At 68.0% G+C, this 12,422-nt stretch carries 9 protein-coding genes; 6 read left to right on the top strand and 3 right to left on the bottom strand.

From position 1 onward, the window contains the following. Window positions 1-364: 364 nt before the first annotated feature. From IAE56_RS18555 to IAE56_RS18530, 6 genes are all read left to right on the top strand, one after another. Window positions 365-2,818, top strand: coding sequence for a GH92 family glycosyl hydrolase (locus tag IAE56_RS18555; RefSeq protein ID WP_108770672.1), 2,454 nt, complete (start codon window positions 365-367; stop codon window positions 2,816-2,818). Window positions 2,819-2,914: 96 nt separating this feature from the next. Further along, window positions 2,915-3,964: a LacI family DNA-binding transcriptional regulator gene (locus tag IAE56_RS18550; RefSeq protein WP_200753541.1), complete on the top strand. Its 1,050-nt coding sequence runs from the start codon at window positions 2,915-2,917 to the stop codon at window positions 3,962-3,964. Between the two features lie 63 nt (window positions 3,965-4,027). After that, window positions 4,028-5,341, top strand: coding sequence for an L-fucose:H+ symporter permease (fucP, locus tag IAE56_RS18545; protein WP_108768715.1), 1,314 nt, complete (start codon window positions 4,028-4,030; stop codon window positions 5,339-5,341). Between the two features lie 7 nt (window positions 5,342-5,348). Next, window positions 5,349-6,344 (top strand): carbohydrate kinase, encoded by a 996-nt coding sequence (locus IAE56_RS18540; protein ID WP_200753540.1) that lies wholly within the window; start codon window positions 5,349-5,351, stop codon window positions 6,342-6,344. Further along, the gene (locus IAE56_RS18535; protein ID WP_200753539.1) at window positions 6,341-7,567 is read left to right on the top strand and encodes an AGE family epimerase/isomerase; all 1,227 of its coding nucleotides are present in this window, start codon (window positions 6,341-6,343) and stop codon (window positions 7,565-7,567) included. Before IAE56_RS18540 ends, IAE56_RS18535 begins: the two co-directional genes overlap by 4 nt. A gap of 78 nt (window positions 7,568-7,645) precedes the next feature. Continuing rightward, window positions 7,646-10,264 (top strand): glycoside hydrolase family 2 protein, encoded by a 2,619-nt coding sequence (locus IAE56_RS18530; protein ID WP_200753538.1) that lies wholly within the window; start codon window positions 7,646-7,648, stop codon window positions 10,262-10,264. A 70-nt stretch (window positions 10,265-10,334) separates the two neighbouring features. On the opposite strand, the gene mtnC is transcribed toward IAE56_RS18530, so the two are convergent. The 3 genes from mtnC to IAE56_RS18515 form a co-directional block, all read right to left on the bottom strand. Next, on the bottom strand, window positions 10,335-11,030 hold the full coding sequence (gene mtnC / locus IAE56_RS18525; protein ID WP_108768719.1) for an acireductone synthase: 696 nt from the start codon (window positions 11,028-11,030) through the stop codon (window positions 10,335-10,337). Between the two features lie 3 nt (window positions 11,031-11,033). After that, window positions 11,034-11,591 (bottom strand): acireductone dioxygenase, encoded by a 558-nt coding sequence (locus IAE56_RS18520; protein ID WP_108768720.1) that lies wholly within the window; start codon window positions 11,589-11,591, stop codon window positions 11,034-11,036. 92 nt (window positions 11,592-11,683) lie between these two features. Next, window positions 11,684-12,325 (bottom strand): methylthioribulose 1-phosphate dehydratase, encoded by a 642-nt coding sequence (locus IAE56_RS18515; RefSeq protein WP_200753537.1) that lies wholly within the window; start codon window positions 12,323-12,325, stop codon window positions 11,684-11,686. Window positions 12,326-12,422 lie beyond the last annotated feature (97 nt).

The raw sequence follows: 12,422 nt of genomic DNA, 5'->3' as shown, positions 1-12,422 counted from the left end.
CACTGCTTCGCAAGCGCCCGAACGCACAGCCGCCAGCGGCTGGGCCGGACCTCGGAGGGGGGTTTACGGCGTCCCCCTCAACCGGACCCACCCCGCCTACCCGCAGGAAACCAGCCTTTGACGTTGACGTTGACGTTGCCCTGGCTCGCAGCAGGTGCAGGGCTGCAAGCCCTGCCACGAGCCCCCCTCTTTTGCTGCGGCGCAGAATGCATGGATGGGCGCTGCCTGCTTTACTTCAATCGATCTAAATCCGCCAGGGTGCGGATTTGTACCGATGGAAACGAGGCGTTCGGCCACCGCGGCCGGCGCTTCGCTGCCGCCCTGCCGCCAAGGAGTCCTGTCCGTGACCAGGTTGTCCCGCCGTCTGTCTGCCCGCCGCTCGCCGGCCCTGTCCCACCGCCCGCTGGCCCGCGTCGCCTGCCTGCTGGCACTGGCCGTCACGCCCTGGCTGCAGGCCGCACCGGCCGCGCTGGAGCGCGAGGTCAACACCTTCATCGGCAGCAAGGATGACGGCAACACCTTCCCGGGTGCCTCGGCACCCTTCGGCCTGATCCAGGTCAGCCCGATCGGCAGCCACTACTCGGGCTGGCGCTACGACGACGACAAGATCCGCGGCTTCGGCCACTCGTTCCTGTCCGGCGCCGGTTGCTGGGAGCAGGGCGGCCAGGTCTCGATCCTGCCGGTCACCGGCAGCATCGGCCCGGGCGGCGATTTCGATACCGGTAACCCCAAGCAGTTCGACCACAAGGCCTACGCCTCCACCTACACGCATGATGGCGAGGTCGGCCAGGCCGGCTATTACAAGGTGCGCCTGACCAGCTACGGCGGCATCGATGCCGAAGCCACCGCGCGCACGCGTGCCGCGGCCGAGCGCTACACCTTCAGCCAGCGCAGTGGCGACGGCCACGTGATGATCAACGTCGGCCAGGCCAACGAGCGCCATTCGGTCATCGGCAGCGTGGTCGACGTGGTCGGCGACCGCGTGGTGGAAGGCAAGCTGGTCACCAAGAGCTTCTGCGGCGGCCACCAGTACACCACCTGGTTCCGCGTCGAGTTCGACCGCCCCTTCAAGGCGCATGGCACCTGGGGCGAAACCGGTGGCCTGCCCAACGCGCGGCACAGCATGGAAGGCGAGCAGAAGCCGAATGGCGCCTGGCTCACCTTCGACCTGGCCAAGGGCCAGTCGGTCACTGCGGTGAGTGCGATCTCGCACGTCGATGCAGAAGGCGCACGTACCAACCTGCGCGCCGAGGGCATGCAGGGTGGGGCGCTGATCGGCTTCGACAGGATGCGTTCGCTGTCCCAGCAGGCCTGGCGCGAGCAGCTGGCGCGGGTGCGCGTGCAGGGCGGCAGCGGCGATGACCGCACCGTCTTCTACAGCGCGATGTACCACGCGCTGCTGCAGCCGCTCACCGGCAGCGATGCCGATGGCCGCTACCGTGGCTACGACGATGGCATCCACCGCGCCGATGGCTGGACCTACTACGAGTACTTCTCGCTGTGGGATACCTACCGTGCGCAGAACCAGTGGCTGGCGCTGACCCGCCCGGACGTGGCCCGCGACATCGGCCGCACCCTGCTGGCCATCGACGAGCAGGGCGGCTGGCTGCCGCGCTGGGGCTACGCCAACTTCGAAACCAACATCATGACCGGCGACCCGGTCACGCCCTTCATGGTCGACCTGTGGCGCTTCGGTGCGCTCAAGGGCCGTGAATCGCAGGCTTGGGATGCGCTGCGCCGCAACGCCTTCGGTACGCCGCCGCTGAACTCGCGCATGGCCGGCCGTTCGGGCAACCCGACCTACCTGGACAAGGGTTACGTGGCCTACGACCGTGCCTTCCCCTCCAAGGGCATGGACGTCGACCCGCATCACGGTGGTTCGGCCACGCTGGAATATGCGGTGGCCGACTGCGCGCTTTCGCAGATGGCCGATGGCCTCGGCCACGCCCAGGATGCGGCGACGCTGCGCGAACGCGGCCGCAACTGGCACAAGGTGTGGGACCCGCAGGTGCGTGACGCCGAGACCGGCTTCACCGGCTTCCCGCGCCCGCGCACCGAGGACGGCCAGTGGTACACCCCGGCCGACGGCCATTACAGCCCGCGCTCGCAGCATGGTTTCCATGAAGGCACCGCATGGCAGTACCAGTGGCTGGCGCAGCAGGACGTGCCGGGCCTGGTGGAAGCGATGGATGGCCGCGAACAGGCCGGCCGCCGCCTCGATGCCTTCTTCGCGATGGATGCGCTGGAAGCCGATCCGCTCAATGCCGCCCGCAAGGAGTGGGTGGTGGGGCCGTACAGCTACTACAACCAGTTCCGCTACAACCCGAACAACGAGCCGGACCTGCATTCGCCCTGGCTGTACACCCTGATCGGCCAGCCGTGGAAGACCGCCAACGTGCTGCGCGCCGCGCAGCAGCTGTTCACCAACGCGCCCAACGGCGTGACCGGCAATGACGACCTGGGCACGATGTCGGCCTGGTACCTGTTCAGCGCCATCGGCATGTACCCGGCAGTGCCGGGCAGCGGCGAGTTCCTGCTGCACACTCCGCGCTTTGCCAAGGTGGAAGTGGACATGGGCAATGGCCGCACCCTGCGCATCGACGCGCCGGGCGCCGACGGCCGCCGCCTTCAGTACGTGCAGGGCGTGCAGGTCGACGGTCAGGCGCATGCGCCGGTGTGGCTGGACTGGAGCCGCCTGCAGCAGGGCCCGCGCCTGCGTTTCGCCCTGGATGGCAAGGCGCCGACCCAGGGCTGGGGCACCGCCGTGGCCGATCTGCCGGTCTCCTGGTGCGCTGCACCAGGCAGCCAGCTGCGATGATGTGTGCTGTGCCGTTCGAGGCAACCCAGCGAACGGCACGGCACGATGTGGTCACGATCCATTAGGCTTGAGGCTCCAGCGGAGTCCGGGAAGACGATGAACGACAGCGGCGGCAGTTCCAGCAAGCGTTCCGGCAAGGCAGTGACGGTGACCGACATCGCCCGTGCCATCGGCGTTTCGCGCGCGACCGTGTCGCTGGTGCTGCGCGGCAGCCCGCTGGTCAACGTCGATACCCGGGCCAAGGTCGAGGCCGAGCTGCGCCGCCAGCGTTATGTCTACAACCGTGCGGCGGCCAACCTGCGCCGTCGCACCTCGTCAAGCATCGCGCTGGTCATCAACGATCTGTCCAACCCGTTCTTCGCCGAATTCGCGTCCGGCGTGGACGAGGCCCTGGGCGGACGCGGCTACGTGACCCTGCTGGGCAGCACCGGCGAATCGCCCGAGCGCCAGCAGGCGGTGCTGTCCACGCTGATGGAGCACACCCCGGCCGGCCTGATCCTGTCGCCAGCCGAAGGCAGCGACGCCACCCGGGTGCGCCAGGCGCTGGGCGCCAACGCCAACGTGCTGCTGTTCAACCGTGAGCTTGACGGCGCCGACTGGGACTTCCTGACCCTGGACAACCAGCACGGTGCCTACCTCGCCACCCGCCACCTGATCGAACGCGGCCACCGCCAGATCGCTTTCTTCGGCGGCCATGCCGATTCCAGCTCGTGCCACCAGCGCCGCGCCGGTTTCCAGCAGGCGCTGGCCGAGGCCGGGCTGACGCTGCCGCCGGGCTGGATGATCGAATCGGCGCCGAACCGCCTGGAGGCAGCCGCCCGCACCGACGAGCTGTTCGTCGATGGCCACCGGCCGAGCGCGGCGGTCTGCTACAACGACACGGTCGCGCTGGGCCTGATGCTGGGCCTGAACTCGCGCGGCATCCGCCCCGGCGGCGATTTCGCGGTTACCGGGTTCGATGACATTTCCGAAGCGTCGGTGGCGGTGCCGCCGCTGACCACCCTGACCGCCGACCCGCGCGAGCGTGGCCGGCAGGCCGCCGCACTGCTGCTGCAGCGCCTGGATGACCCGGATGCGCCGCCGCAGCGCACGGTCGCCCCGGTGCAGCTGCGCATCCGCGAAAGCAGCGCCGCCCGCCCGAACTGATCCTTTTCAACGCACACTCCTTCCACGCAACTACGACCTTCCGCGCATCGAGGCGCGAACCGCATGCCGATCTCCGCAACGCCCCGCCCATCGGGTTCCCCCGGCAACGCACCGGCCGTCACCAACGGCAAGGCACTGGCCGTGGTCACCACCATCTTCTTCATGTGGGGCTTCCTGACCTGCCTCAATGACATCCTGATCCCGCACCTGAAGGCGGTGTTCGAACTGAACTACGCCAAGGCGATGCTGGTGCAGTTCACCTTCTTCGGCACCTACTTCCTGATGTCGCTGCCGGCGGGCCGCCTGGTCGCCGCGCTGGGTTACAAGAAGGGCATCGTTGCCGGTCTGGTCATTGCCGGCATCGGCGCGCTGGGCTTCTGGCCGGCGGCCGAGCTGCGCGTGTATGGCGCCTTCCTCGGCGCGCTGTTCGTGCTGGCCACCGGCATCACCGTGCTGCAGGTCGCTGCCAACCCCTACGTGGCGCTGCTGGGCCCGGAACAGACCAGCTCCAGCCGCCTGACCCTGGCGCAGGCGCTGAACTCGCTGGGCACGGCCATCGCGCCGATCTTCGGTGGCATGCTGATCCTGTCCAACACGGTCAAGAGCGCCGATGAACTGAACGCGCTGCCGGCCGCCGAGCAGCTGGCTTACCGCGTCGCCGAGGCGCAGGCCGTGCAGGGTCCGTACGTGGGCCTTGCGGTAGCGCTGGTGCTGCTGGCGCTGTTCGTGTTCCTGTTCCGCCTGCCGGCGCTGAGCGATGCGACCGAACAGGCCGACCAGGGCCATCACCACAGCTACTTCGATGCACTGCGCAAGCGCCACCTGCTGCTGGGCGTGCTGGGCATCTTCTTCTACGTCGGCGCGGAAGTGTCGATCGGCAGCTTCCTGGTCAACTATCTGTCGATGCCGAGCATCGGCGGCTTCAGCGAACAGCAGGCGACGCACTACGTGTCGGCTTACTGGACGATGGCGATGATCGGTCGTTTCGCCGGTTCGGCCCTGCTGGCGCGCTTCTCGCCCAGCCGCCTGCTGGCGATCTTCGCACTGGTCAACGTGGCCCTGCTGGCCACCACGATGATGACCTCCGGCAGCGTCGCGCTGTACTCGGTGGTGGCGATCGGCCTGTTCAACTCGATCATGTTCCCAACCATCTTCGCGCTCAGCATCGAGCGCCTGGGCCCGCTGACCAACAAGGGTTCCAGCCTGCTGATCATGGCCATTGTCGGTGGCGCCGTGGTGCCGTACCTGCAGGGCGTGCTGGCGGACCACATCGGTGTGCAGGCCAGCTTCATCCTGCCGCTGCTGTGCTACGGCTACATCATCTTCTACGGTCTGGTCGGCGCACGTACGCCGGCTTCCGCAACGCAGGGAGGCTGAGTCGGAAATGGGTGCCATTGTCTGCTTCGGCGAAATTTTGATCGATCTACTAGCGCAGCCGCCGGCCTCGGCCGACACCCCGCGCGCGTTCCTGCAGTACGCCGGCGGTGCGCCGGCCAACGTCGCCGTGGCCGCTGCGCGGCTGGGGGCGAAGACCCAGTTCGTCGGCATGCTCGGCCGCGACATGTTCGGTGACTTCCTGGCCGAGAGCCTGGTCGAGCACGGCGTCGGCACGGACTACATCGTGCGTACCGACGCGGCCAAGACCGCGCTGGCCTTCGTCGCGCTGGATGCCGCGGGCGAGCGCAGCTTCAGCTTCTACCGCCCGCCGGCGGCCGACCTGCTGTTCCGTGACAGCGATTTCCAGGCGGACTGCCTGGACAACGCACAGTGCTTCCACGTCTGCTCCAACAGCCTGACCGAGCCGGCCATCGCCGAGGCGACCTTCGCTGGCATGGACCGCGCCCGCGCCGCCGGTGCGGTGGTCAGCCTGGACCTCAACCTGCGCCCGGCGCTGTGGCCGGCCGACGTCGATCCGACGCCGTGGCTGTGGCAGGCGCTGGAACGCGCCGACCTGGTCAAGCTGTCGCGCGAGGAACTGGATTACCTGGCCGCGCCGCACGGCGCCGAGGGCGACCAGGTGGTCCTGCAGCGGCTGCTGGCCGCGCAGGCGCGCTGGGTCATCGTCACCGATGGCGCCGCCACGCTGCACTGGTACACCCGTGAGCAGCAGGGCCAGGTCACCAGCTTCAACGTCGCCACGGTCGACACCACCGCCGCCGGCGATGCCTTCGTCGGTGGCGTGCTGGTCGGCCTGCTGGAGCGCGGTGGCGCAGGTACGGGTTTCGCCGCGTTCTGCCAGGACCCGCAGGCCATCGCCGCCACGCTGCGCTTCGGCGCCGCCGTCGGCGCGCTGGCCGTTACCCGCAAGGGCGCGTTCGCCGCGATGCCCTCGCTCGCTGAAGTGCAGCAGCTGCTGCAGGCACAGGACCTTTCCGCATGAGCACCTCGCCCGATTTCCGTTCGCCCGCCTTCCTGCGTGCGCACATCGCCGACACCATGGCGTTCTACCACCCGCGCTGCATCGATCCCAACGGCGGCTTCTTCCACTACTTCCGCGATGACGGCAGCATCTACGATGCCGGCCACCGCCACCTGGTGAGCAGCACGCGCTTCGTCTTCAACTACGCGATGGCCTACCGCGAATTCGGCAACGCCGAGTACCGCGAGGCGGTCGAGCACGGCGTGCGCTACCTGCGCGAGGTGCACCGCAACCCGGCCACCGGTTGCTATGCGTGGACCCTGCGCGATGGCAAGGTCGAGGACGACATGAACCACTGCTACGGCGTGGCCTTCGTGCTGCTGGCCTACAGCTGCGCGCTGAAGGCCGGTGTAGAGCAGGCCCGCACGTGGATGGACGAGACCTGGCAGCTGCTGGAAGCGCGCTTCTGGGAACCGCAGCACGGCCTTTACAAGGACGAAGCCGATGGCCAGTGGAACTTCACCGGCTATCGCGGCCAGAACGCCAACATGCATATGTGCGAGGCGATGCTGGCTGCGTTCGAGGCCAGTGGCGAGCAGCGCTATGTGGAGCGCGCGCTGCAGCTGGCCGACAACATGACCCGCCGCCAGGCCGCCAAGGCCGGTGGCCTGGTCTGGGAACACTACGACGTGAACTGGGAGATTGACTGGGATTACAACCTGGACAATCCCAAGCACCTGTTCCGCCCGTGGGGCTTCCAGCCTGGCCACCAGACCGAGTGGGCCAAGCTGCTGCTGATCCTGGATCGTCACGTGCAGGCCGACTGGCTGGTGCCGACCGCGCAGCACCTGTTCGATGTGGCCGTGGAGCGCAGCTGGGACGAGGCACGCGGTGGCCTGTATTACGGCTTCGCGCCGGAATCGCGCCGCCAGCCGGGCATGGACGGCGCGCCGATTGGTGGCGACAGCTTCGTCTGCGACGACGACAAATACTTCTGGGTGCAGGCCGAAACGCTGGCCACCGCCGCGCTGATGGTCAAGCGCACCGGCGATGACCGCTACTGGCAGTGGTACGAGCGCATCTGGGCGTACTCGTGGGAGCACTTCGTCGACCACCAGTACGGCGCGTGGTTCCGCATCCTCGATGCCGACAACCGCAAGTACAGCGACGAGAAGAGCCCGGCCGGCAAGGTGGATTACCACACCATGGGCGCGTGCTACGAAGTGTTGAACGTCGTTCGTTGAGGCGCGTCCCGCCGAACGCATGACGCAAGGAAATCGGTAGCGCCGGGCCGTGCCCAGCGGAAAACCCAGGAGCACCACGTGCATCGTCTTTCCCTCGTTGTCCGTCTGCTCCTGCTGCTGATCGCGGCGGTTGCGTTCCCCGCCGCCGCAGCACCACTGCAGGCGCACTGGGAGTTCCGCCTGTTGCCCGGCGATGCCCAGGGTGCCAGCCATCCGGGCCTGCAGCAGTGGCGCACGGCCACGGTGCCCGGCAGCGTGCACACCGACCTGCTCGCCCACGACCTGATCCGCGATCCCTACGTGGGCGCCGCCGAAGCCGATCTGCAATGGATCGGCCTGGCCGACTGGGAGTATCGCGCGCGCTTCGATGTGGACGCGGCCACCCTGGCCAAGCCCAATGCCGAACTGCGCTTCGATGGACTGGACACCTATGCCGAGGTCTCCCTCAACGGCAGGCCGCTGCTGCGTGCGGACAATGCGCACCGCACCTGGCACGCGCGTGTCGAGGGGCAGCTGCGCGCCAAGGACAACGAGCTGCTGATCGTGTTCCGCTCGCCGATCCGCACGCTGCTGCCCGGCGTCCAGGCGATGCCGCACAAGATCGCCGGCAACTATCCCTCGCCCTATGGTGACGAGCCGAAGGACGCGATGGTCGGCAACTTCGCGCGCAAGCCGGCCTACCACTTCGGCTGGGACTGGGGCCCGCGTTACGTCACCGCCGGCGTCTGGCGTGGTGTCGACCTGCAGGCCTGGGATGCGCATCGGCTGACTGACCTGGCCGTGCGCACCGATGCGCTGGATGCGCGGCAGGCGAAGCTTGCCGTGCTGCTCCAGGTGGAGCAGGGCAGTGCCGCCGGTTCGGCTGTAGTGGCTGTGGACGTGCGCGACCCGGAGGGCCGCAACGTGGCCCAGCTGCAGCGCACGGTGCTGCTGAAGCCGGGCGCGAACACGGTCGAGATTCCCGTTGAACTGGCGGATCCGCGGCGCTGGTGGCCGGTTGGCCACGGCGCGCAGGACCGTTACACCGTGCAGGCACGCCTGGATGGCGGCCGTTCTGCCGAGCTGGCGCGCGAGCAGCGCATCGGCCTGCGCACCGTCGAGCTGCGGCGCGAGGAGGATGGCAAGGGCGGGCAGGGCTTCGCCTTCGTCATCAACGGCGTGGAGGTCTTCGCCAAGGGCGCGAACGTGATTCCGTTCGATGCCTTCCCGGCACGTGTCGATCCCGCGCGCCTGCGCCAGGTGCTGACCGCCGCGCGCGACGCCAACATGAACATGCTGCGCAACTGGGGCGGCGGCTACTACGAGGACGATGCGTTCTTCGACATCGCCGACGAGCTGGGCCTGCTGGTCTGGCAGGACTTCATGTTCGGTGGCGGCATGCAGCCCGGCTACGATCCCGCGTTTCGCGCCAGCGTGGTGGCCGAGGCGCGCGACAACGTGCGCCGGTTGCGCCACCACCCCAGCATCGTGCTGTGGTGTGGCAACAACGAAGAAGAGACCGCCTGGAAGGATTGGGGCCACGGCCGCGACCTGAAGGCCGCCGATCCCGCCTTCGCCGCCCGGGTCTGGCAGGGCTATGTGGATCTGTTCGGCAAGGACCTGCGCCAGGTGGTGGGTGAGGAGGGGTTGGGCGTGCCGTACTGGTCCAGTTCGCCCAGCAACGACCTGGACGAAAAGGCCAACGATTCCACCCGCGGCGACAAGCACTATTGGCAGGTCTGGGGCAATCCGGCGCTGCCGGTGCAGGCCTACCTGCGCGAGACGCCGCGCTTCATGTCCGAATATGGCCTGCAGGCCTGGCCGTCGCTGGCGACGGTGGACCAGATCGCCAGCCGCGACGAGCAGGGCATCGACAGCCCGGTGATTCGTGCCCACCAGAAGTTCATGGCGGGCGAGGGCAACAGCCGGCTGCTGCATTACATCGCACTGGGCTACGGCACGCCGAAGGATTTCGAGGATTTCGTCTACCTCAGCCAGGCGATGCAGGCCGATGGCATCGCGCTGGCGGCGCTTCATCACCGCGCCTCGCGGCCGTACACGATGGGCTCGCTGTACTGGCAGCTCAACGATGTGTGGCCGGGCGCCTCATGGTCCAGTGTCGATTACTACGGGCGCTGGAAGGCGTTGCACTTCGCCGCGCGCCGCTTCTTCGCGCCGGTGACTCTGGCGGCGCTGCGCGATGAGGGCCGCACCCACGTGCGCCTGATCAACGACGGTGCCGCCGAGGATGCCCGCTGGCGGTTGCGGGTGATGGACGTGGAGGGCAAGGTGCTGCGTCGTCGCGAGGTGCCGGTGACGTTGGCCGCTGCCGGTGTGGCGGCGGTCGGCGACTTCGCCGATGCCGAACTGCTGGCGGGCGCCGACCCGAAGCGCACCGTGGCGGTGTTTGAGCTGGTGCAGGCTGGCAGGGTGAGCGCACGCCAGGTGGTCGGCTTCGTCGAAGCGAAGGACCAGGAGCTGCCGCGGCAGGCTTTGAAGGCGGTGCTGGCCATCGACGGCGACCACTACCGGCTGCGGCTGCAGAGTTCTGCCTATGTGCGTTCGGCGTGGATCGACTTCGGCGCGCTGGACGTGCAGGTGGAAGACAACCTGCTGGACCTGCTGCCCGGCGAGACGCGCGACATCGCCGTGCGCGGCCCGGTGGACCTGGCGACGCTGCGCGAAGCCCTGAAGGTAAAGACCCTCAACGACCGTTGAGGGGCCGTCGGGTAGGTGCGGACCGTTGGCGGTGGGTGCGGACCGTTGGTCCGCACACCTTCCTGCCTTGTTACAGCTGGATCTGCTGGAAATTCTCGACGCGGTCGTGGCCGTTGGCGGCCTGGCCGGTGCGCGGCATCGGGTAGTCGTCCAGGCGGTCGATCAGGCGCGTCTGCAGGCCGGCCTCGCGGGCGGCATCCAGTTCTTCCACCACGTCGGACAGGAACAGGATCTCGCCGGCCGGCACGCCGATCGCCTGCACGATGCGGCGGTAGCTGTCCGCCTCGCGCTTGCCGCCGATCTCGGTATCGAACCAGCCCGACACCAGCGGGCTGAGGTCACCGGCATCGCTGAAGCCGAAGAACAGCTTCTGCGCCGGCACCGAACCGGACGAATACACATACAGCGGCAGGCCCGAGGCATGCCAGCCCTTCAGCACCGGCGCCACTTCCGGGTAGAAGTGCGCGGTGTAGTCGCCACGGCGGTAACCGGCATCCCAGATCAGGCCCTGCAGGGCCTTAAGCGCGGTGTGCTTGCGATCCTGGTCGATCCAGCCCTGCAGCGTCTCGGCCACCAGGCTGTCCTGGCAGGCGCCGCCGATCTCGGTGGCCACCGCATCCAGCCAGCGGCGGACGTCGGGCTGCTGGCCGTGCTCGGCGACGAACGCCGGCAGCGCCTGGCGGGCATAGGGGAACAGCACGTTCTTGACGAACGAGATGCTGCTGGTGGTGCCTTCGATGTCGGTCAGGATGACGCGGGGCTGCATGGATCAGGACGCCTGGGTGGGAACGTAACGGGGGAATTTCTGCGCGATGTCGGTGCCGGTGAAGTGACCGACCCAGCCGTCCGGCTCGGTGAAGAAGCGGATGGCCACGAAGCTCGGCTCATCGCCCATGTCGAACCAATGGGTGGTGCCATCAGGCACGGCGATCAGGTCGTCCTTCACGCACTCGATCTCATAGACCTTGTCATCCACGTGCAGGGTGAACAGGCCCGAGCCTGCGACGAAGAAGCGCACCTCGTCTTCCTTGTGGAAGTGCTCGTCGAGGAACTTCTTCCGCAGCTCGGCACGGTTTGGGTTGTCCGGTGCGATCGAGGCCACGTCCACGCTCTTGAAGCCGTGTTCGGCAACGAGGCGGTCGATGTCCGCGCGGTAGGCGGCGAACACTTCGTCCTGGCTGGCGCCCGGCGCGACCGGCGCGGTGGCCTGCCAGCGTTCGAAAGTGACGTCGATCTTCTTCAGTTCGGCGGCGATGATCGCGCCGTCCTGGGTATCCAGCAGCGGCGATTCAGGGCGGGTGTCGTCGTAGATGCGCAGTCGGCTCATGGCGGCAGCTTGAACGTCTCGGGGGGAAGACAGGGTAACAGGGTGGTGAAGGGCGGCAGATTCCGGTTTGGAATCTGCACCCCGGCGCAGGCTCAGCCGCGCAGCTTGCGCAGTTCCAGTTCGCAGTGGAACAGGAACTCGAAGGCTTCCATGTGGCGGCGCGCTTCGGCCATGTCGCGGCCCCAGGCGTACAGACCGTGGCCGTCGATCAGGTAGCCCCACAGCGGCTGGGTATCGAGCAGGGCATCGACCTGCGCCGAGAGCACGTTCATGTCCTGGGTGTTGGCGAACACCGGCACGTCGATGGCCATTTCGTGGGTGCTGTTGCCGGCGAAGGCCTTCAGCAGCTCGTAGCCTTCGATGCGGATGTGGCCCTGCGGCGCGTACAGGCGCGAGGCGATGGTCTGCACCGGTGAATGGGTGTGCAGCACGCAGCCGATCTCCGGGAAGCGGCGGTACAGTTGGGTGTGCAGCAGGGTCTCGGCGGACGGGCGCAGCGGGCGGCCGACGGCCAGACCGTCGAAGTCCACCACCATGATGTCGTCCTCGATCAGGCGGCCCTTGTCCTTGCCCGAGACGGTGATCGCGGCGTGGTGGTCGTCCAGGCGGTGGGAGAAGTTGCTGCTGGTGGCCGGGGTCCAGCCGGCGTGGGCCAGTTCGCGGACGTTGTCGATCAGCAGCTGGGCCAGTTCGCTCAGGCGCGCGGTGTCGTAGGGGAAGGTGGGGGCGTTCATGCGGATGATTTTACTGGATTCGGCCAACGGCTGAGCCCCTCGTGGCTGGGCGGTGGGGCTGGATTTTTCGGTTTGGCCGGGCGGGTGGGCTGTGCAG

Source organism: Stenotrophomonas sp. S41 (assembly GCF_016624625.1).
In the GTDB taxonomy this organism is placed as follows: Bacteria; Pseudomonadota; Gammaproteobacteria; order Xanthomonadales; family Xanthomonadaceae; genus Stenotrophomonas.
Note: the sequence above shows the minus strand (reverse complement) of the source record. Positions and strands in the feature narration are given on the sequence as shown.